Raw genomic sequence first — 21,537 nt, 5'->3', positions numbered from 1 at the left:
GCGGGGAACTGGATGGGTGCAGCGGTGCCAGTGGTTTTAAGCCGCAGCGCTGCGGTAACCTCCCGGAGTGCGCGCGGAATCTGTAATTGCCGCGGCCGCGATCGCCGTGGTCATCGCCGCATGCTCGTGTCCCACCGGTTCGGCTGACCCCACATCCGACAGTCCACCGTTCCCGATCGGTCAGATGGGCGAGCCCGTGCATGTGCGATCGGCCAGCGGCGCGACCGCCGACATCACTGTCAACAGTGCAACGCGGTTACCGCCGGGGTGCGCCTCCCATTTTGCTAATCCGGCGTCTGACTCCGGATGCAACGTGGTGGAACTGACGATCACGGCGACGTCCCACCGATTCTTCCAGTTCGACCAGCGCTATATATTCGCCGGATCCGGCGGCGGCAATCAGCCATGGACCCATCCCGACGATGCGCCCCAGCCGGCAACGCTTGCGGTCGACTACCAAAGGCTCAACAAGATGCCCCCGCTGCAAGCGGGCGGCCTTCACGACGGCCAGTCCGCGCATGGATTCGTCGGCTTCACCATGCCGACGGCAGGCGACCTGTACATCACGATCAACGATCCCGCGCAACCCGCGCCCTACACCGAAGCCGGCTGGATCATCCACACCTGACGCGGCCACCGCAGAGGTGCCCGGACTCTCGTCGGTGCGGTATGCCGGTGGTGATTAGCTGTCTTATTTGCACCACATCGCCGCCGAGTTAGATGATGAAATTCGTGAGGCCGCGGGTGGGCATCCGCGAGCGAGTTTTGAGCGCATTGCCAGTTTCTAAAGTCCAGGAGGCCGGTCGTGACCCAGCATCCAAGTGCGGACAGGCGTTCACCTCGAGAAATTTTGTCCCGCGTCGGGCTCTACGCGGCAGCCGCCGTGATGTTGGTGTCTGCGGTGGCGACCATTTTCCTGGGCATTCGGACGCTGGCCCACGACCGGAGAATCGTCGCTGATCCGGACTACTCGTACGTGTTCAGTCGCACCGCTTGGGGGTGGATCAACATCGTCGAGGGCATCCTGGTCAGTCTCGTGGCGTTCGGACTGTTCTGGGGTACGACATGGGCACGCGTGGCCGCCACCATCATCGCCTCGGTGTCGATCATGAGCCAGTTCCTATTTCTTCCGCACTACCCGATCTGGGCGATTGTGCAGATCGCACTGGACCTTTTCGTCATCTGGGCAGTAACGACCTGGGAGAGCCCGGCGGCTCGCGTCGCACCTGGGCGGGCCGTGAGTGCCGTTGGGGCGCAATCCGACTCGCGCTGGCCCGAGTTGTCACCGTGGCTAGATGGTTCTCCGTCGTGGCCGGCGCTGCAAACCGATGTTTCCGGCGGTCAGCTGATCCGGCTCGAAGACAAGATGAACGACGGCCGCTACGAGATCCGGGCCGAACTGCCCGGTATCGATCCTGCAAAAGACGTCGACGTCAGCTACCGCGACGAAATTCTGACGGTCTCGGTAAGGCTGCCGCAGGCCGCGCCTGCCGAAAGGCACAACAGCGGCGCCTCGGGCTAGTCGAGGCTGACGCTCGTCGGTCCTCTTTACAAACTGGCGTTGAGCGCCTTGATCGGCATCTGCAGGTCGTCGAGCAGTTCCAGGTCGGCCTCGGCCGGACGACCCAAAGTGGTCAGGTAGTTGCCGACGATGACCGCGTTGATGCCGCCCAGGATGCCCTGCTTGGCACCGAGGTCGCCCAGGGTGATCTCGCGGCCACCGGCGAAACGAAGCATGGTGCGCGGCAACGCCAGCCGGAAGGCGGCCACCGACTTGAGGGCTTCGCTGGCCGGCATTACCTCGAGGTCGCCGAACGGGGTGCCGGGCCGCGGATTGAGAAAGTTCAACGGCACCTCGTCAGGACCCAGCTCCGCGAGCTCGGCGGCGAATTCCGCGCGTTGCTCCAGCGTCTCCCCCATGCCGAGGATTCCGCCGCAGCACACCTCCATCCCCGCGTCGCGCACCATCGACAGCGTCTGCCAGCGCTCCTCCCAGGTGTGGGTAGTCACCACAGTGGTGAAAAACGACCGCGCCGTCTCGAGGTTGTGGTTGTAGCGGTGCACACCCATCTCCGAGAGCCGGTCCACCTGCTCGGGACTGAGCATTCCCAGTGAGCACGCGATGTTGATCTCTACTTCGTCGCGAATGGCCTCGATTCCGGCCGCGACCTGTGCCATCAACCGCTCGTCGGGTCCGCGTACCGCGGCCACGATGCAGAACTCGGTGGCGCCGGACTTGGCGGTCTGCTTGGCCGCCTCGACCAGGCTCGGGATGTCCAGCCAGGCGCTGCGCACCGGCGAGGCGAACAGCCCCGACTGGGAGCAGAAATGGCAATCCTCTGGGCAACCGCCGGTTTTCAGGCTGATGATGCCCTCGACCTCGACCTCGGGTCCGCACCAGCGCATCCGTACTTCGTGGGCCAATGCCAACAGTTCCTCGAGCCGGTCGTCGGGCAGCTGCAGCACGTGCAGCACCTGGTCTTTGGTCAATCCCTGTCCGCGCTCCAGGACTTGCTCGCGGGCGGTGGCCAGGATGTCCGCGTCGTGGTCGGCTTCGGCCGTCGGTCGAGTTGCCGCTTGCGTCACCAGGTACTCCCCTGCGTCTTTGTATGGCCGCGCACGCGCCCACATCTGCCAGATCATCGGCAGCGCTGAATAAAAGGTATTCAAAGTAGGGTAACGGCCACAGATAAAGGCGACCGCCGGGGTATACGACAACGATGACTACTGCGACCATCGCGACTACCGCGCACGTCGAGTACGTCGCACACCACATGCTTCTGCTCGCGGTGCCGGCCTTCTTGCCCGCCGTCATCGTCGTCGGCGTCATCTTGTACGTCGCGATGAAGGACCGGCGCAATGGCAGGGCTTCGGACAAAAAGCAGGATTGATCGGCGGCTTATGCGGGCATTCTCAGCACGTCGCTACTTACTTCGAAGTAAGTTCAGTGACACATCAGCATTTCCCGGCGAGCGTGAGAGGCAATGATCGTGCAGTTAGGAATTGTTGCGGAGGCGCCTGCCCGAGGCGCCGGCCTGAACCAGGTGATCGGGCTGTCCATCGCGGCGGTGGTGATAGCCGCGGTCATGCTGTGGGTGGGCTATGCGCACCGCACCCATCGGATCGAATGGTTGACCCGAATCGCCGACAAGCTGGGTGAGAAGTTCCACCGCCCGAATTGGGTGGCGCTGCCGGTGCTGGTCTACACGACGTCGATCATTTGCGCCCTGTTCGGGTTCATCTGGGACGTCAGCTGGCACATCGGCAACGGCCGCGACCCGGGCCCGCTGGCCAACCCGGCGCATTACTTCATCATCATCGGGCTGTTCGGGATTTTCGTCGGCGGGATGCTGGCGATTGCGCTGCCGTTCGACAAGCCCGGGCCGGCCGCCGTGCGCATCACCAGCAATTGGTACGCACCGGTCGGCGGCATCCTGATGGCAGGTTGCGGGATGTACGCGCTCATCGGATTTCCGCTCGACGACATCTGGCACCGGATCTTCGGACAAGATGTCACGCTGTGGGGTCCGACCCATTTGATGATGATCGGTGGAGCCGGATTTTCTCTGTTCGCGGTGCTGATGCTGGAGCGCGAGGGCGAGGCGCAACAGGGCGAACAGGTCGCGTTCGGCCCGTTCATCTCGTTCCTGCGCTACCTGTCATTCGGCGGAATGTTCATCGGTCTGTCCGTCTACCAGATCGAATACGACTTCGGCGTCGAGCAATTCCGGCTGGTACTGCAGCCGATGATGATCGCGGCGGCGGCCTCGATAGCGGCCGTCGCTGCCCGTATCACCATGGGGCGGGGCGGGGCAATTGTGGCGGCTCTGTTCGCGATCGCACTGCGAGGCGTCGTCGCTGTCCTCGTCGGGCCCATCTTGGGGGCGCCGATCAACTGGTTCCCGCTCTATCTGGGACCAGCGCTGGTGGTCGAGTTGCTGGCGCTGACCCCACTGCTGCGGCGCCCCATTGTTTTCGGCGCGGTCGCCGGTCTCGGCGTGGCCACCGCCGGTCTGTGGCTGGAGTCGCTGTGGATCGGCGCGGTGTATCACTACCCGTGGCCGATAAGCATGTGGGGCGAGGCCCTGGCGATGGCGGTGCCGGTGGGGATTTTGACCGGCACCTGCGGCGGGCTGTTCGGCATGGTGCTCACCGGCCAGCGCCTGCCGAGCCGCGGGATCGGCATCGCGGTGGTGGCGGCCACCGTGTTGGTGATCGGCGGCGCGGTGGCCAACGGTTTGCACATCGTGGTGCCCAAGCAAGACGCCGCCAAGATCACGTTGACCGATGACGCGCAATCAGCGCCCGGGCAGCGCAAGGTGTGGGTCGATCTGCAGGTCCCGCCGAACATGATCGGCGAGCATCCGGACTGGGTCACCGCCCTGTCCTGGCAGGGCCGCATGGAGAACGATCGAGGCCTGATCATCGACCGGCTGCGCAAGGTCGGCCCAGGGCATTATGTCTCCACCCAGCCGATGCCGGTCTGGGGATCGTGGAAGACGCTGATGCGGGTTCAAGACGGCTACACGATGACCGCGGTGCCGATCTACGAGCCGGAGGATGCGGCCATCCCGGCAGCCGAGGTCAAAGCCGAGTCAACGACCCGCCCGTTCGTGCAGGAGATCACGATCTTGCAGCGCGAACGCGATCAGAGTGCTCCCGTGTGGCTGTACACGGCCGGATCGATCCTGGTTCTGATCTTCACGCTGATGGTCATCGCCGGGCTGACGTGGGGCGCGGGCCGGCTGAACAACGCGGTGGGTGAGCCCGAGCCGGTCGAGGAGAAGCAAGCTCCGCCGCGGGCCGCGTGATGACGGGAGCGCGACGCGCCCTCTTCACGGCTGCAATGGCAGTGCTGATCTGCGGGTTGGCGGGCTGCGGCGGTTCGCATGACTCCGGCAGTCCGGGTGCGTCGAGCACGGCCGGCGGCGGGGGCGGCCCGGTGGTCGACGTCGTCATCGCCAACGGGCAGGTCACTCCCAGCAATGCGACGCTGCAGGCCAAGGTGAACCAGCAGATCACGTTAAAGGTGAACAGCGACGTGACCGACGAGCTGCACGTGCACTCCACGCCCGATCACAAGTTCCAGGTCGCGGCCGCGCCGAACCAGACGTTTCAGTTCAGCGTCGGCGTTCCCGGCACGGTCGAGGTCGAATTGCACCACCTGAAGCGCACGGTCGCCACCATTCAAGTGCGCCCGTGACCACTGCGCGCGCCGGGGTACTGCTGGCGCACGGTCTCGGCGGCTCCGGCGACCTTCCGGTGCCCTACGCCTATGCGATGGTCGGCGCGGCCTGGGCGTTGACGTTCACTTTCGCCCTGGTGGCGTTTGCGTGGCGGCAACCCCGGTTCGATCCGGCCAAGCCGGGACATCCGTTGCCGACGGCGGTGACCAGGCTGGTCGATGCCCGCACCACCCGTTGGGCGGCGGCCGGCGTCGCGTTGCTTTTCGCGGCGTGGGCGGTGGCCGCCGGGGTCTGGGGTCCGGAGACGCAGTCGAATGCGCTGCTCGGGGCGTTCTACGTGCTGCTGTGGGTCGGGCTGGTGGCGGCTTCCCTCTGTTTCGGGCCGGTGTGGCGGGTGCTCTCGCCGATGCGCACGCTGTACCTGCTGCTTCGGCGGGTCACGCCGCAGCGGCTTGGCCGGGCCAGGCTCTCGTATCCAGAAGGCTGGGGTTATCGGCCGGCCGCCGTAGGCCTGTTCGCCTTCGTCTGGATGGAGCTGGCCAGCCCGGATTCGGCGTCGTTGCCGTGGGTGCGCACGTGGCTGCTCAGCTATGCCGCGGTCATGCTGATCGGCGCATGGTTGTGCGGGCAGCGCTGGCTGGCCCGGGCCGACCCGTTCGGTGTGTACAGCGTCGCCGTCTCCCGGCTCTGCCCGTTTCGCCGCAATCCGGACACCGGCAGGCTCGTCGTGGGGAACCCACTGGACCACCTGCCGTCGCTGCCGGTGCGGCCGGGTGTGGTGGTGCTGCTCGCGGTGCTGCTCGGGTCGACGGCGTTCGACAGCTTCTCGTCGTCACCGACTTGGCGCAACCTCGCCGATCGGCTGGCGCGTGCGGCCCACGGTGTGCCGGCATCGGTTTCGTCGTCGGTGTTGCGCACTGTCGGGCTGGTGGTCTTCATTTCGGTTGTGGCAGTGACGTTTTCGCTGGCCTCTCGGGCCACGGGCGGGCTTGACCGCGAGCAGCGTCGCGCCCTGCCGGGCGAGATGGCGCACTCGCTGATCCCGATCGTGGTGGGCTACATCTTCGCGCATTACCTGACCTACCTGGTGGAGCGCGGACAGCAGGCCGTCTTGGCCTTGGCCGACCCGTTTGGCCGAGGTTGGAACCCGCTGGGGCTGACGCACTTGCACGTCGCCTACGTGTTGTCGGCTCATCCCCCGGTGCTCGCCGTGATCAAGGTGGCATGCGTGGTCACCGGACACGTCGTCGCGGTGATCGCGGCCCACGACAAGGCGCTGCGGGTGCTGCCCGAGGGACATCAGCTGACCGGCCAGCTCACCATGATGCTGGTCATGGTCGGCTACACGTTCACCGGATTGTATTTGCTGTTCGGGGGGTAGCCGCCCGGGCCGGCACTTGTCTGAGCCTGCCGGATCCGTTTCGATCGTTGCGGACTGCATGGTGATGTGCGTGGTGATCACTGCCGACCGCAAGCGAGAGGAAGTCAATGACGACGCAACGCTCGACCGAGCCGGTACGCGCCGATGAGGAAGCTCCGAACCACACGGGAAAACGTCGTCCACGCGCGCTTTCGCGGATCAGCATCCAGTCGAAGGTGATGATCATGCTGCTGGTGTCCAGCCTGATGTCCCTGGGCGTGATCGGGGTGGTCGGATACGTCGCCGCTCGCCGGGCGTTGCTGCCCGCGGTGTCCGAACGGATGACGCAATTGCGTGAGGCGCAGAAGCGAGCTATCGAGACGCTCTTCGCGGACCTGACCAATTCGCTGGTGATCTATAGCCGCGGAACTACCGTCGTGGAAGCGGTTCAGGCCTTCACCGCCGGGTTCGACCAACTGGCGAACGCGACCGTCGATGCGGGGCAACAGCAGGCGTTGGTGAACTACTACACCGACAAGCTGATCAAACCCATCGAACGGGACACCGGAACCAAGCTGGACCTCGACGCCATACTGCCCGGGAACAATTCGCAGAAATACCTTCAGGCCCACTACACCGCGGCGGGGGCTTCGCCCGCAACCGACGACGCCGGCGACGGCAGCGCGTGGTCAGCCGCGAATGCCCGTTTCAACAACTACTTTCGCGAGATTGCGACTCGCTTCGAATACCGCGATGCGCTGCTGCTCGACACCCGCGGCAACGTGATCTACAGCGTGAACAAGAGTGCCACACTCGGCACCAACATCCTCACCGGTCCATATCGGCAATCCAATCTGCGTGGTGCCTACGAGAAGGCTATGGCCGCATCGTCAGTCGACTTCGTGTGGATCACCGATTTCCAGCCCTATCAGCCTGCTCTCGGCATGCCCATCGCCTGGTTGGTGTCACCAATCGGCGCCCCCGGCAGAGCTTCGGGCGTCCTGGCGCTGCCCTTACCGATCGCGAAAGTGAACCGCATCATGACCGCCGACAGGCAGTGGGAGGCAGTCGGCATGGGCACTACCGGCGAGACCTATCTCGCCGGCCCCGACAACTTGATGCGTTCTGATTCGCGGTTGTTCATCGAAGACCCACGGCGATTCAGGAATGAGGTGGTAGCGGCGGGCACTCGATCCGATACCGTCGACAAAGCCATCAAGTGGGGTGGCACGACTCTGGTCCAGCCCGTCGCGACCACTGCGGTCCGCGCAGCCGAACGCGGACAGACCGGCACCGTGATCGACACCGACTATCTCGGTCGTCGCGAACTGGCGGCCTACGCTCCGCTGACTGTGCCGAATTCCGACCTGCACTGGTCGATCGTGGCGACCCGCGAAACCGCCGAAGCCAACGCCAGGGTGGCGTCGGTGACCCACACGCTCGTGTTGGCTACTGCAGCAATGGTTTTCGTCATCTGCGTGGCTGCCCTACTGGTCGCCCAGATATTCGTGCGCCCCATACGACGGTTGCAGACCGGCGCAGAAGAGATCAGCGCCGGGAACTACGACGTCGCGATTCCGGTTACCTCTCGCGATGAAATCGGGGAACTCACCGAGACTTTCAACGATATGAGCCGGAGTCTGCAGATGAAGGAAGTACTGCTGACCGAACAGCGAAAAGAAAACGACCGTCTGCTCGCGTCGTTGATGCCTGAGCCGGTTGCGCAGCGCTACCGCGAGGGCGAGCAAACGATCGCTTCGGAGCACCAGGACGTCGCGGTCATCTTCGCCGACATCGTCGGCCTCGACGACATCTCGAATGATCTGACGGGCCAGGCACTGGTTGGCATCGTCGACGAACTGATCAGGGAAATCGACTCCGCCGCGGAAGCACTTGGCGTCGAGCCGATTCGCACCCTGCACAACGGCTACCTCGCCAGCTGTGGGCTGAACTTTCCCAGACTGGACAGCGTGCACCGCACCGTCGAATTCGCTGTCGAGATGCGGGACATCATCGAGCGGTTCAACAGCAAAACGGGCCATCATCTGGCTCTCCGGGCCGGAATCAACACGGGCAATGTCACTAGTGGATTGGTCGGACGCTCCAGCATCGTATACGACATGTGGGGCGCCGCGGTCAATCTCGCCCACCAGATGCGTAGCAGCACAACGCAATCCGGCATTTACGTCACCGCTCCGGTATACGAGGCCGTGCACGACATTCGACGGTTCACCCCGGCAGGCACCATTACCGTCGACGGCACCGAACAGCAGATCTGGCAACTATCGGAAGGACCAGGCCAACAATGAACACCGCCGTCGCGTCATCGCTTTACTGGGCCGCTGGTGTGGTTTTCGGCCTGCCACTGCTGCTGATCGGCCTTACCGAGTGGCACCAAGCCTTGGTGCGCAAGAGAAGTCATCTCGCCCGGTCCGTTTTGCTGCTGCGCAGTTACCTGGTCCCGTTGGCTGGGCTCCTGGTGCTGCTGGTGTACGTGGCGGACATACCGGCACAGATCACCTCGGTACGCGTTCTGACAACGGTGTTCGGCTTCGTGGTGCTGGTGCTGTTGCTGTCCGGACTGAACGCGACGGTGTTCGAGGGTGCGCCGCAGGGCTCCTGGCGCCAGCGGATCCCGGGCATCTTCCTCGATGTAACCCGGTTCTTGCTGATCGGTGCGGGTCTGGCGGTCATTCTCTCCTATGTCTGGGGCGTGCGGGTCGGCGGCCTTTTCACCGCGCTGGGTGTGACCTCGGTGGTCATCGGTCTGATGCTGCAGAACTCCGTCGGGCAGATTGTGTCCGGCCTGTTCATGTTGTTCGAGCAGCCGTTCCGAATCGGCGACTGGCTGGATACCCCGGCGGCCCAAGGCCAGATCGTGGAGGCCAACTGGCGTTCCGTCCATATCCGGACCGGCCGCGGACTACAGATCACCCCCAATTCGGTGCTGGCCACCACGTCGTTCACGAATCTCAGCCGCCCGCCCGGTGCGCACCAACTCGTGATGACGACGACGTTTTCAGAGGGCGACCCTCCCGACCGGGTGTGTGCGTTGCTGTCCCAGGTCGCCGGTGGTTTGCCGCAGCGCAGGGCGGACGTCGCGGCCACCTCGGTGCCTGCCGGCGGTGGCGAGTATCGCGTCACCGTGGGGCTGCGGTCGCCCGCCGACGACGCCGCCGCGGAAGCCACCTTTCTGCGTTGGCTCTGGTATGCCGCACGGCGCGCCGGCCTCCATCTCGATGGCGCTGAAGACGACTTTTCGACGCCTGAGCGCGTCGAGATGGCGCTGCGGACACTTGTGGCACCGGCCTTGCGGCTGAGGCCGGCGGACCAGCAGTCGCTGGGATCGCACGCGAGAATGGTTCGCTACGGGGCCGATGAGATTGTCGAGTATGCCGGTCGGGTGCCCGACAAGATGACCTTTCTGATCGCGGGGAGCGTGCGGTTGACCGGGGTCGCCCAGGCCGGGTCGAGCGTCGCCCTGGGCACCCTCGACGAGGGCTCATTCCTCGGGGTGACTGCGCTGACCCGTCAGCCCAACCTGGCTGACGCGCGTGCTATCGAGGAAGTGACAGCGCTGGAAATCGATCGAGATCACCTCGTCGAGTTCGTCATGAGCAAGCCATTGCTACTGCAAGACTTGGGCCGCACCATCGACGAGCGGCGCGCCAGAGTTCAACAGGCCATGACGGCAGAGCGATCCGGTTGACGGGGCATTGCGCTCAGCCGATGGGGTATTCGGCGCGCTTGTTGCCCTCCCAGCGGCGCAACCCGGCGAAGCGCCCGTCGATCTGCGCCGGCCGGCCCGCGATGCGCAGCGCCCGCCCCAGTTGGGGGCCACCGACACGGCGAGCCAGCGTGACGTGTGCGGTCCACTGACCCGGCAGGCTGTTGGACATCGGCGCCGGCGACAGGTGCCGGCCACACAGCCGGTGCACGTCCGCCTGCAGGGTTAGCAGGTCGCTGGTCGGCACGATGAGCCGGGCGAAGACGACGTTGGCGCGACCGAACAACACCGGCGCGCCGACCGCACAGCTCAGCGGGAGCCGTGCGGCGACCGGTCGGAGAAGCTCGTCGACGGCCGGATCGACGCTTTCCGCGACGGCCAGCGTGACGTGCGGTCGGCTTGCCGGGGCCTGGCTGGGTATGCCCGCGTCGGCCAGCTGCGCCCAAATGCGGCGGATCGCGGCTTCGGTGTCGCGGTCGAAGACCAGCTCGATCGAATGCACCATCAGCGCACCAGCGTCGTGACCCAGTCGCGGTCGAACGCGGTCGCGCTCAGCGTCGCGAAATCGGTGGTGTTCATCGATCCGGCCCCGGCGGGCAGCGCGGCCCGCAGCGGCGCGAGACGGGCCAGTGCGGCGTGATTCGACATCTCCACCGGCCCAGGTTGGGCCGGCCAGCTGCCGATCACCAGCCCGGCACATGAAAGTTTCTGTGCGGCAAGTGCTTCCAAGGTGAGCGCGGTGTGGTTGAGCGTGCCCAGTTCCGCGCTGACGACAACCAGCGCCGCGGCGCCGAGGTCGGCGGCGAGGTCACGCAACGTGACGCCCGGCTCGGCGAGCTCGACCAGCAGTCCGCCGGCGCCTTCGACCAAAGTCAGCCGTCCCGGGTGGTCCAGTCCACGGATCAACCCGACGAGCTGGTCACCGGTGGGCAGCGTCAACCCGGCCTGTTCGGACGCGGCCGCCGGTGCCAGCGGCTGCGGATACCGCGCCAACCCGGCGAGCTCGGCCACCCCCGACAAGCGGGCCACATCGGCCAGGTCGTCGTCACCGGAGTCGGTGCCGGTTTGCACCGGCTTGCAGACCGCCACGTCGATTCCGGCCTGGCGGGCGTGCGACGCCAGCGCCGCGGTCACGACCGTCTTGCCGACACCGGTTCCGGTCCCGGTGACGACCAGGACCGTCAACGGCGCGACCCGCAGAGAACCTGCATCAGCACCCGCTCAGCCAGGTCGAGGTCGGCGGCATCCAGCGAAGCACGCGCCGACAGCCGCAGTCGCGACGTCCCGGGGGGCACGGTAGGAGGCCGGAAGCACCCCACCCGGACGCCGGCCTCCAGGCAGGCGGTGGCGGCGGCCACGGCCACGTCCGGATCGCCCAGGATCACCGATACCACCGCCGACTCCGGCTCTGGGGTTACGTCGCAGATCCCGGCCAGGACGCGGGCGTGCCGCAGCACCGCTTGCGGTCGCCATGGCTCGGCGGTCAAGACTCGCAGGGCGGCCTGCGCGGCGCCCACCGCCGCGGGAGCCAGCCCGGTGTCGAAGATGAACGGGCGGGCGGCGTCGATCAGGTGATCGCGCACCGGCTGCGGCCCCAGGACCACGCCGCCCTGACTGCCCAGGGCCTTGGACAGCGTCGTGGTCAGCACCAAATCGGGCGCACCCGCCAGCCCGAGCTCGTGGACCAGACCCCGGCCGTCACCGCGCACACCCAAACCGTGTGCCTCGTCGACGATGAGCAGCGCACCGTGCCGGCGGCACACGTCGTGCAGGTCGCGGACCGGGGCGAGTGCGCCGTCGGCGCTGAACACCGAGTCGGTGATGACGACGGCGCGCTCCTCGCGGCGTGACTGCAGGGCCCGTTGCACGGCGTCGACGTCGCGGTGCGGCGTCACCACCACCCGCGCCCGCGACAACCGGCAGGCGTCCACCAGTGATGCGTGCGAATGAGCGTCGGACACCAGCAGCGAACCTGGTCCCGTCAGCCCGACGACGGCCCCGAGATTGGCCGTGTAGCCGGAGGAGAACAGCAGTCCGGTCGACGCGCCCACGTAGCCGGCCAGCTGGGTCTCGAACTCCTGGTGCAGTTCGGTGTCGCCGGTGACCAGCCGCGAACCGGTGGCACCGGCACCCCAGGTGCGCAGCGCCTGGACGCCGCCTTCGATGACGTCGGGGTGCTGGGACAGGCCGAGGTAGTCATTGGACGCCAGATCCAACTCGGTGGCGACCGCCGGACGCGGCCGCAGCGCACGACGCAAACCGGCCGCGCGGCGCTGCTGTTCCACCTCGCCCAGCCAGGCGAGCGGCGACGTCTCGATCGGTGTCTTCATTGCGGTTCAGACTACGATCCGGGCCACCTCGACCATCGCCGAGGTGATTTGGGCGATCTCCTCGGGCGGGCAGATGTAGGGCGGCATCGCATAGATGAGGTTGCGGAATGGACGCAGCCACACCCCGCGGTCCAGTGCCGCCGGGGTGGCGGCGGCCAGGTCGATCGGGCGGTCGCATTCGATGACGCCGATGGCGCCGCACACCCGGACATCGGTTACGGCGGGTAATGCCCGGGCGGGTTCCAGACCGGCCGCCAGCGCGCCGGAGATCTCCGCCACCCGTGATCGCCAGTCCTGGGCGAGTAGCACCTCGATGCTTGCCACCGACGCCGCACACGCCAGCGGGTTGGCCATGAACGTGGGTCCGTGCATCAGCGCCCCGGCTTCGCCGGCGCTGATGGTGTGGGCGATATCGGTCGTGCACAAGGTCGCGGCCAGGCTGAGGTATCCGCCGGTCAGCGCCTTGCCGACGCACATGATGTCGGGGCTCACCCCGGCGTGGTCGGCGGCGAACAGCTCGCCGGTGCGGCCGAAGCCGGTGGCGATCTCGTCGAAGATCAGCAACACGTCGTGACGATTGCAGATGCCGCGCAGGTCGCGCAGATAGCGCGGGTGGTGAAAACGCATACCGCCGGCGCCCTGAACTACCGGCTCGACGACCACCGCCGCCAGCTCACTCGCGTGCCGGGCGAGTTGCGCCTCGAACGCCGCGCTGTAGTCGCCGTCGTAGTCGCGCGGCACCTGCGGGGCGAAAACTTGGGCGGCCAGAATGTCCGTCCACAGCGAGTGCATGCCGCCGTCGGGGTCGCAGATGCTCATCGGCGTGAAGGTGTCGCCGTGGTAGCCGCCGCGCCAAGTCATCAGCCGGTGCTTGGCGGGTCGGCCTCGGCTGCGCCAGTACTGCAGCGCCATCTTCACCGCCACCTCGACCGACACCGACCCGGAGTCGCTGAAGAAGACGGTCTCCAGTCCCGCGGGGGTGATGTCGACCAGCAGCTGCGCCACGCGTGCCGCGGGCTCGTGGGTGAGCCCACCGAACATGACGTGGTTCATGACGCCGAGCTGGCGGGTCAACGCCGCGTCCAACGCGGGGTGGCCGTGCCCATGGATCGCCGTCCACCAGGAGCTCATCGCGTCGAGCACCTCGATCGGCTTGCCCTCGCGGATCAGGGTCAGCCAGGCCCCTCGGGCGGCAACCGCCACGATCGGCGGTACCACTTCGGCGCCGATGGTGCTGTAGGGATGCCACAGGTGGGCGGCATCGATTGCGCTGACCTGCTCGGGCGTCAGCCCGGGAGTCATCGCAGACATAGAGAACGAGGGTATGCGGGTCACGGCCCAGTCCCCGGTATGGGTCGCACAAACCTCCGACATCGGGAAGCTCTGACCAGTTGTGGTAGCGCGCACGCCGAGCCGTTGAGGGCCGGATTAGGGCCTCGGTTTCGGGCTGCCAGGATCAATCAGTGGTCGGTCGATGTAGTGGGTGATGATCCACCAAGGGGCGTCGACGCAGGATGCGGGGAAGTTAGGGCGACGATCATATATGTGCCCGTTGATGTTGTGCTGGTTGACCTAGTAGGCGAACTCGTCGCACAGTCGCCGGGCCGGTAGGGCAGGCCGTTCATCACGATCGGAAGATATAGACCGATGCTGTGGTGGGAGAGATGCAGCCAGGTGTCGGCGTCCGCGGTTAGGTTGTTGGCGTGGCCAACCGTTACCGGCTGTATCCAACAGAGGAGCAGGCCGTTTTTATGCGCGAGCGCCACTGCGCGGACGCGCGGTATGTGTGGAACCTGGCCGTTGAACAGTTCGGGTATCGCCAACACCGCGAGCGCGGCACCTCGGGTCGTCCCGCGCCGGGTCCGACGGCGCGGCAACGGCAACTGGCAGAGGCGCGCCAGGAGATTGAGTGGTTGCGCTGCGGGTCGTCGTCGGTGCAGCAACAAGCGTTGCGCGCCTTTGACCGGGCAGTCCAGGCATGTTTCGACGGCAACGCCAAAGAGCCGAGATGGCGCAAGCGCGGCGTATCGGAAGGTTTCTGTGTGCGTGACACCAAGGTTGTCGTGCACAGCCGCGCGTGGGCGCAAATTGCGGTACCCAAACTGGGCTGGGTGAAGTTCAAGCTGTCCCGTGCGCTGCCGGCGGACAAGCTAAGGATGGCTCGGATCACCGCGGCCCCCAGTGGTCGCTGGCATGTAAGTTTCCCCGCGCCGCAGCCGGCGGTACCCGATGCCGGCAGGGCGGGGCGTGCTATCGGTATCGACCGTGGCGTGGCCACCACTATCGCCACCTCGGACGGTCAGATGTTTCGGGCGCCGACGATGCGCAAACGCGAGCAGGCAAAGCTGGCGCGACTGCAACGTGAGAAAACGCGCCGGCGCAAAGGCAGCGCCCGCCGCAGGTCCGTCGTCATGCGGATCGCCGCTGTGCATGAGACCGTGGCAGGCCGCCGCCGCGACTGGGTCGAGAAGCTCACCACCAGGATCGCGGCCCGCTATGACTTCGTCGCGGTGGAGCACCTGGCGGTCCGCAACATGGTCCGCAAACCTAAACCCAAGCCGAACCCCGACCGACCTGATCAGTACCTGCCGAACGGGGCAGCGGCCAAGGCGGGACTCAATAAACGGATCCACGCCAACTGCTGGGGCATGTTCGCCCGCCGGTTGGGGCAGAAGACGAAAGCTTCCGGCACGACGTTGGTTGAGGTGTCGGCAAGGTACAGCAGCCAAGAGTGCCGCAACTGTGGCCACACGGCCAAGGAGAACCGCGAGAGCCAAGCGGTGTTTCGTTGCCTCGCGTGTGGCCACCTCGACCATGCGGACCACAACGCTGCTCAAATAATCTTGGCCCGGGCTAGACCCGCGCCTACCCCCGGACCGGGGGCCATACCGCAGGGTGTGGGCACCGCAAGGTGCGCTCACGGAAGTGAGAACCACGATTGGGCCGCGTGAGCGGCCCAATCAGAATCCCGGCCCTTCAGGGCCAGGGGGAGGTCAAGGCATGGCTTCGCCGTATCGGCCCGACGAGGACACCGACGACCGGGACCCGCCGGCGATTCGGCTGCGGATCGCGGTCTGGGACGTGGTTTGCACCTGCGGGTTGTTGACGCTGCTCGTCGTCGTGGCCACCACGACGAGCCTGCCCTCGCGGCTGTTCGGCTTCGCCGCCGACGCCTGCCCGGACGGCAGTTGCGGTCCGGTGCCCTACGGACTGGACCAGTACATCTATCCCGTCATGTGGGGCGGGATAGGCGCGGCGGTTGCGGCGGCCGCCATCGGCCCGGTCGTTTCCCTGCTGCGGGGCTGGTTCATGTTCTTCTGGCCGATCCTGGCCGCGGCCATCCTGATGCTCAGCTCGCTGGCCGGCTACGGTTTGACGACTTTCAGCGAACGATATTGGCACTGACGCGGCTGCGGCGGCGGCGCGTCATACGCTCGGCTGAGACCCACATCACGGTCCGGCGGCCGGAATCGGCCTGGGCAGTCACCGTGCGATCTCATTCCGACAAATAATCCTCGGCGGATCTGGCGGCCAGCATTTTCTGTTGCGAAAGTGTCTGGAGTGACTGGTGTGACAAGCATGCGAGGCGGCCATCGCGCGACTCGTGGCATGGCAGCCGACGCGCGCAGTCACCGCGCTAAGGCACGAGACCCCGAGAGAGGGTGAACCAGAATGAAACGCATCTACGCCTTCGCCATCGGTCTGGTGATGACGGTGGCCCCGGTGGTGGCCACGTCTGATCTCGCGACCGGCCTGGCCGCCGCGGACCCGGGTGCCCGGCCGATGGACTACCAGCAGGCCACCGACGTCGTCGTCGCCCGCGGCCTCTCGCAGCGCGGCGTGCCGTTCTCCTGGGCCGGCGGCGGCGTCAACGGACCCAGCCGCGGTACCGGCAAAGGCGCGATGACCGTCGGGTTCGACGCCTCCGGCCTGATGCAGTACGCGTACGCCGGCGCAGGAATCAAGCTGCCCCGTTCATCCGGCCAGATGTACCGGGTAGGTCAAAAGGTACTGCCGCAGCAGGCGCGCAAGGGCGACCTCATCTTCTACGGTCCCGAAGGCACGCAAAGCGTCGCCATGTATCTCGGCAACAGCCAGATGCTGGAAGTCGGCGACGTGGTCCAGGTGTCACCGGTGCGCACCAGCGGCATGGCGCCCTACCTAGTGCGGGTGCTCGGAACTCAGCCCGCGCCCGTCCAGCAGGCGCCGGTGCAGCAGGTGCCGGGTCAGCAGACGCCGGGCCAGCAGGTGCCGAGCCAGCAAACGCCGCTACAGCCGGCCCCGACCCCACAGGCACCGCTGCAACAGGTGCCGGCGCCACAGTCACCACTGCAACCGGCGCCCACCCCGCAGGCGCCATTGCAACTGGCACCGGTGCAGCCGGCAGCTCCGGCGCAACCGGCGCAGCAACCCGCGATCGTCCCGGCCACCCGGTAGCCGTCGCAACCTTCCAATCCCCCGCCACCTGTTTGCACACGACTCGCTGCTCAGCGAGAGAGCAAGTGGCGGGTTTTGGGTAAATTGGCTTTCGATCATGCTGAGCCTGTCACCTCCCCGCCCGCCGGCCGCAACCGCGCAGCCGGTCGGCCAGCCAGCTCGGGCGGGGTCCGGTTTCTACCGTTACGACCTGGACGGTTTGCGCGGCATCGCCATCGCGCTAGTCGCGATGTTCCACGTCTGGTTCGGCCGGGTGTCCGGTGGCGTGGACGTGTTCCTCGCGCTTTCCGGCTTCTTCTTCGGCGGCAAGATGCTGCGCGCCGCGCTCAACCCGGCGATCTCGCTCTCGCCACCGGCCGAGGTGGCCCGGCTGGTCCGCCGGCTGCTACCGGCCCTGGTCGTCGTCCTGGCCGGATGCGCACTGCTCACCATCTTGGTGCAACCGCAAACCCGCTGGGAGACCTTCGCCGACCAAAGCCTGGCCAGCCTCGGTTACTACCAGAACTGGGAGCTGGCCAACTCGGCGTCGGACTATCTGCGCGCCGGTGAGGCCGTCAGCCCGCTGCAGCACATCTGGTCCATGTCGGTGCAGGGGCAGTTCTACATCGCCTTCCTGCTCCTGGCCGCCGGATGCGCCTACCTGTTTCGGCACCTGTTCCGGGCGCCGGGCAGCCTGCGGAGCGTCTTCCTGGTGCTGCTGAGCGCCCTGACGGTGGCGTCCTTCGTCTACGCCGTCTGTGCTCATCAGGCCAACCAGGCACAGGCGTACTACAACACCTTCGCGCGGGCGTGGGAGCTGCTGCTGGGAGCGCTGGTCGGGGCGCTGGTCCCCTACATCCGCTGGCCGATGTGGCTGCGCACGATGCTCGCGACCGTCGCGCTGGCCGCCATCCTGTCGTGCGGCGCACTGATCAACGGCGTCAAGGAATTTCCCGGTCCGTGGGCATTGGTACCCGTCGGCGCCACGATGCTGATGATCCTTGCCGGAGCCAACCTGGCCGGGACCGACGGCGCCGGTGGCGGGCTGCCGCTGCCCAATCGACTGCTGGCGGCGGGGCCGCTGGTGACCCTGGGCGCGATGGCGTACTCGCTGTACCTCTGGCACTGGCCGCTGCTGATCTTCTGGCTTTCCTACTCCGGCCACGCGCATGCGGGCTTTGTCGACGGCCTGGCGGTCCTGCTGATATCCGGCGTCCTCGCCTACTTCACCACCCGGCTCGTGGAGGACCCGCTTCGGTACCGGGCCGGCGCGGATAACGTAGCGCCGGCGCATGTCCCGACGGTCCCCTGGCGCGCGCGGCTCCGCCGGCCGACGATGGTGCTCGGCTCGATCGTGGTGCTGCTGGGTGTCACCCTGACCGCGACGTCGTTCACCTGGCGCGAGCACGTCAGCGACCAACGCGCCGCGGGCCGGGAGCTGAAAGGTCTCAACCCGCACGACTATCCCGGGGCCATGGCGCTGACCGCGCATGTGCGGGTGCCCGCGCTGCGGATGCGTCCCACCGTGCTGGAGATCAAGGAGGACCTGCCGGCCACCACCAGGGACGGCTGCATCAGCGACTTCGTCAACCCCGCGGTGGTCAACTGCACCTACGGCGATGTGGACGCCACCCGAACCATCGCGCTGGCCGGCGGATCGCACGCGGAACACTGGCTGCCCGCGCTCAGCCTGCTCGGCCAGTTACACCACTTCAAGGTGGTGACCTACCTCAAGATGGGCTGCCCGTTGTCCACCGAGGAAGTCCCACTGATCATGGGCAACAACGCCGCCTACCCGCAGTGCCGCGCGTGGGTGCACACGGTGATGAACAAGGTGGTCGCCGACCGGCCCGACTATGTGTTCACCACCTCGACCCGACCGTGGAATATCAAGGCCGGCGACGTGATGCCGGCAACGTATATCGGTATCTGGCAGACGTTCTCGGACAACAACATTCCCGTGCTGGCCATGCGGGACACTCCGTGGCTGGTCAAGGACGGTAAACCGTTCGACCCCGCGGACTGCCTGGCCAAGAAGCGCGACGCCGAGTCGTGCTCGGTCAAACGCTCTGACCTGCTGGTCGATCGCAATCCGACGCTGGACTTCGTGGAGCGGTTCCCACTGCTCAAGCCGCTGGACATGTCGGATGCGATCTGTCGTCCCGACGTCTGCCGTCCGGTCGAGGGAAACGTGCTGATCTACCACGGCGCCCACCATCTGTCCCCCACCTACGTGCGGACCCTGGCTCCCGAGCTCGGCCGGCAGATCGCGGTTAGCACCGGTTGGTGGTGACTACCGGGTCATCGCGGCCCGGTTAAGGTCGAGTGATGTCGTCGAACAGTGGCGAGGACGCTGGCGGGACCGAACCGACTTTGCCCACCGTGTGGCCGGGTACCGCTTATCCGCTCGGGGCCACCTATGACGGTGCGGGCACCAACTTTTCGCTGTTCTCCGAGATCGCCGACAACGTCGACCTGTGCCTGATCGGCGAGGACGGCAGCGAGTCCTGCGTGCCGCTCGACGAGGTGGACGGATACGTCTGGCACGCCTACCTGCCGAACATCAGCCCGGGACAGCGCTACGGGTTTCGTGTGCACGGGCCGTTCGACCCCGCGGCCGGTCATCGCTGCGATCCGAGCAAGTTGCTGCTCGACCCGTACGGCAAGGCGTTCGACGGCGACTTCACTTTCGGGCAGGCGCTGTTCTCCTACGACTTGAACCCCGTTGCCTCCGAAGGCGACTCCACGCAAACCGGCACTCTCCCGATGGTCGATTCACTGGGCCACACGATGACCAGCGTGGTCATCAACCCCTTCTTCGACTGGGCCTTCGACCGGGCACCGCTCACCCCGTACCACGAGACGGTCATCTATGAGGCTCACGTCAAGGGCATGACGCAGACGCATCCCGGTGTTCCCGAAGAGCTGCGGGGCACCTACGCGGGGCTGGCCCACCCGGCGGTGATCGACCATCTCAAGTCGCTCAACGTCACCGCGCTCGAGCTGATGCCGGTACACCAGTTCATGCACGACCAGCGGCTGCTCGACCTCGGCTTGCGAAACTACTGGGGCTACAACACATTCGGCTTCTTCGCGCCGCATTACCAGTACGCCGCGACGCGGCAGGCCGGCAGCGCGGTGGCCGAGTTCAAGATGATGGTGCGCAATCTGCACGAAGCCGGCATCGAGGTCATCCTCGACGTGGTGTACAACCACACCGCCGAAGGCAATCACCTGGGGCCGACCATCAACTTCCGCGGCATCGATAACAAGGCCTACTACCGGCTGGTCGACGAGGACCTGCGGCTGTACAAGGACTACACCGGCACCGGCAACAGCCTCAACGCGCGGCACCCGCACACCCTGCAGCTGATCATGGACTCGTTGCGCTACTGGGTGCTGGAGATGCACGTCGACGGGTTCCGCTTCGACCTGGCCTCGACCCTGGCCCGCGAACTGCACGACGTCGACCGATTGAGCGCGTTTTTCGATCTGGTGCAGCAAGATCCGGTGGTCAGCCAGGTCAAACTGATCGCCGAGCCGTGGGACGTCGGCGAGGGCGGCTACCAGGTCGGAAATTTTCCCGGTTTGTGGACCGAGTGGAACGGGAAGTATCGCGATACTGTGCGTGATTACTGGCGGGGGGAACCCGCGACCCTGGGTGAGTTCGCCTCGCGGCTAACCGGCTCGTCGGACCTCTACGAGGTGACCGGCCGACGGCCCAGCGCCAGCATCAATTTCGTCACCGCACACGACGGGTTCACCCTCAACGACCTGGTGTCCTACAACGAGAAACACAACGAGGCCAACGGCGAGGACAACCGCGACGGAGAAAGCCACAACCGCTCGTGGAACTGCGGCGTCGAAGGCCCCACCGACGACCCCGAGATCGTCGCGCTGCGCTGCCGTCAGATGCGCAACTTCTGGGCCACCCTGATGATCAGTCAGGGCACGCCGATGATCGCGCACGGCGACGAGATCGGCCGCACCCAAGTGGGCAACAACAACGTCTACTGTCAAGACTCCGAATTGGCTTGGATGGATTGGTCATTGGTGGACAAGAACCCCGATCTGCTGTCCTTCGCGCGCAAGGCGACCGACTTGCGGAAAAACCATCCGGTGTTTCGCCGGCGCCGCTTCTTCGAGGGCGAGCCGATTCGAACCGGCGAAGAAGTCCGCGATATCGCCTGGCTGACGCCCAGCGGCCGGGAGATGACCCACGAAGACTGGGACAAGAGCTTTCATCACAAGTGCGTGGCGGTGTTTCTCAATGGCGACGCCATCACCGCCCCGAATGCGCGCGGCGAGCGGGTCGTCGACGACTCATTCCTGTTGTGTTTCAACGCCCACGACGAAGAGGTGGACTTCGTGACGCCGCACGACGACTATGCCCGGGAGTGGACCGCCGCGCTGGACACCAATGACTCGGTCGGCGCCAACGACCTGGTGGTGGCGGCTGAAGTCACGGTACCGGTGCCGGCGCGTTCCCTGCTCGTGCTACGTAAGACCGCCTGAGGC

At 66.2% G+C, this 21,537-nt stretch carries 18 protein-coding genes; 13 read left to right on the top strand and 5 right to left on the bottom strand.

Annotation, left to right across the window (positions count from 1 at the left end; translation table 11 throughout):
* Positions 1-67: 67 nt before the first annotated feature.
* Positions 68-628 (top strand): hypothetical protein, encoded by a 561-nt coding sequence (locus A9W99_RS25235; protein WP_067385039.1) that lies wholly within the window; start codon positions 68-70, stop codon positions 626-628.
* A 177-nt stretch (positions 629-805) separates the two neighbouring features.
* Positions 806-1,522 carry a hypothetical protein gene (locus A9W99_RS27640; protein WP_216639753.1) on the top strand — a complete coding sequence of 239 codons (717 nt, stop codon included), beginning with the start codon at positions 806-808 and terminating at the stop codon, positions 1,520-1,522.
* Between the two features lie 26 nt (positions 1,523-1,548).
* Here the strand turns inward: A9W99_RS27640 and bioB are convergent, their stop codons facing one another.
* The gene (bioB, locus tag A9W99_RS25225) at positions 1,549-2,586 is read right to left on the bottom strand and encodes a biotin synthase BioB (RefSeq protein ID WP_067385265.1); all 1,038 of its coding nucleotides are present in this window, start codon (positions 2,584-2,586) and stop codon (positions 1,549-1,551) included.
* A 134-nt stretch (positions 2,587-2,720) separates the two neighbouring features.
* Here bioB and A9W99_RS26915 point away from each other — a divergent pair, with 134 nt between their 5' ends.
* From A9W99_RS26915 to A9W99_RS25200, 6 genes are all read left to right on the top strand, one after another.
* On the top strand, positions 2,721-2,891 hold the full coding sequence (locus tag A9W99_RS26915; RefSeq protein WP_172828948.1) for a hypothetical protein: 171 nt from the start codon (positions 2,721-2,723) through the stop codon (positions 2,889-2,891).
* 93 nt (positions 2,892-2,984) lie between these two features.
* A complete protein-coding gene (locus tag A9W99_RS25220) occupies positions 2,985-4,811 on the top strand; it encodes a hypothetical protein (protein WP_067385033.1) in 1,827 nt (608 codons plus the stop codon).
* Positions 4,811-5,203: a hypothetical protein gene (locus tag A9W99_RS25215; RefSeq protein WP_067385029.1), complete on the top strand. Its 393-nt coding sequence runs from the start codon at positions 4,811-4,813 to the stop codon at positions 5,201-5,203. Before A9W99_RS25220 ends, A9W99_RS25215 begins: the two co-directional genes overlap by 1 nt.
* The gene (locus A9W99_RS25210) at positions 5,200-6,567 is read left to right on the top strand and encodes a hypothetical protein (protein WP_067385026.1); all 1,368 of its coding nucleotides are present in this window, start codon (positions 5,200-5,202) and stop codon (positions 6,565-6,567) included. The genes A9W99_RS25215 and A9W99_RS25210 overlap by 4 nt, the downstream gene beginning before the upstream one ends.
* A gap of 107 nt (positions 6,568-6,674) precedes the next feature.
* Positions 6,675-8,855, top strand: coding sequence for an adenylate/guanylate cyclase domain-containing protein (locus tag A9W99_RS25205; RefSeq protein ID WP_067385023.1), 2,181 nt, complete (start codon positions 6,675-6,677; stop codon positions 8,853-8,855).
* Positions 8,852-10,255: a mechanosensitive ion channel family protein gene (locus A9W99_RS25200; protein WP_067385020.1), complete on the top strand. Its 1,404-nt coding sequence runs from the start codon at positions 8,852-8,854 to the stop codon at positions 10,253-10,255. The genes A9W99_RS25205 and A9W99_RS25200 overlap by 4 nt, the downstream gene beginning before the upstream one ends.
* A gap of 13 nt (positions 10,256-10,268) precedes the next feature.
* Here A9W99_RS25200 and A9W99_RS25195 read toward each other — a convergent pair whose 3' ends face one another.
* The 4 genes from A9W99_RS25195 to A9W99_RS25180 are packed head-to-tail and all read right to left on the bottom strand — an operon-like array spanning position 10,269 to position 13,914.
* Complete coding sequence (locus A9W99_RS25195) at positions 10,269-10,778, bottom strand: 2'-5' RNA ligase family protein (RefSeq protein ID WP_067385017.1); 510 nt, start codon at positions 10,776-10,778, stop codon at positions 10,269-10,271.
* Entirely contained in the window at positions 10,778-11,458 is a 681-nt protein-coding gene (bioD, locus tag A9W99_RS25190) for a dethiobiotin synthase (protein WP_067385014.1), read from the bottom strand. The genes A9W99_RS25195 and bioD overlap by 1 nt, the downstream gene beginning before the upstream one ends.
* A complete protein-coding gene (locus A9W99_RS25185) occupies positions 11,455-12,603 on the bottom strand; it encodes an 8-amino-7-oxononanoate synthase (RefSeq protein ID WP_067385011.1) in 1,149 nt (382 codons plus the stop codon). Before A9W99_RS25185 ends, bioD begins: the two co-directional genes overlap by 4 nt.
* 6 nt (positions 12,604-12,609) lie before the next feature.
* A complete protein-coding gene (locus A9W99_RS25180) occupies positions 12,610-13,914 on the bottom strand; it encodes an adenosylmethionine--8-amino-7-oxononanoate transaminase (RefSeq protein ID WP_067385008.1) in 1,305 nt (434 codons plus the stop codon).
* A 392-nt stretch (positions 13,915-14,306) separates the two neighbouring features.
* Here A9W99_RS25180 and A9W99_RS25175 point away from each other — a divergent pair, with 392 nt between their 5' ends.
* The 5 genes from A9W99_RS25175 (at position 14,307) to glgX (ending at position 21,534) form a co-directional block, all read left to right on the top strand.
* A complete protein-coding gene (locus A9W99_RS25175; protein ID WP_067385003.1) occupies positions 14,307-15,554 on the top strand; it encodes an RNA-guided endonuclease TnpB family protein in 1,248 nt (415 codons plus the stop codon).
* 49 nt (positions 15,555-15,603) lie between these two features.
* Positions 15,604-16,008, top strand: a complete 405-nt coding sequence (locus A9W99_RS25170) for a hypothetical protein (protein WP_067385000.1) — start codon at positions 15,604-15,606, stop codon at positions 16,006-16,008.
* A 267-nt stretch (positions 16,009-16,275) separates the two neighbouring features.
* Positions 16,276-17,040: an NlpC/P60 family peptidoglycan-binding protein RipD gene (gene ripD / locus A9W99_RS25165; protein ID WP_067384997.1), complete on the top strand. Its 765-nt coding sequence runs from the start codon at positions 16,276-16,278 to the stop codon at positions 17,038-17,040.
* 97 nt (positions 17,041-17,137) lie between these two features.
* Positions 17,138-19,312, top strand: coding sequence for an acyltransferase family protein (locus tag A9W99_RS25160; RefSeq protein WP_067384994.1), 2,175 nt, complete (start codon positions 17,138-17,140; stop codon positions 19,310-19,312).
* Positions 19,313-19,347: 35 nt separating this feature from the next.
* Positions 19,348-21,534 carry a glycogen debranching protein GlgX gene (gene glgX, locus A9W99_RS25155; RefSeq protein WP_067384992.1) on the top strand — a complete coding sequence of 729 codons (2,187 nt, stop codon included), beginning with the start codon at positions 19,348-19,350 and terminating at the stop codon, positions 21,532-21,534.
* The last annotated feature ends 3 nt before the right edge of the window (positions 21,535-21,537 follow it).

The sequence above is a fragment of the Mycobacterium sp. 1164966.3 genome (genome assembly GCF_001665395.1).
Taxonomy (GTDB): Bacteria; Actinomycetota; Actinomycetes; order Mycobacteriales; family Mycobacteriaceae; genus Mycobacterium.
Note: the sequence above shows the minus strand (reverse complement) of the source record. Positions and strands in the feature narration are given on the sequence as shown.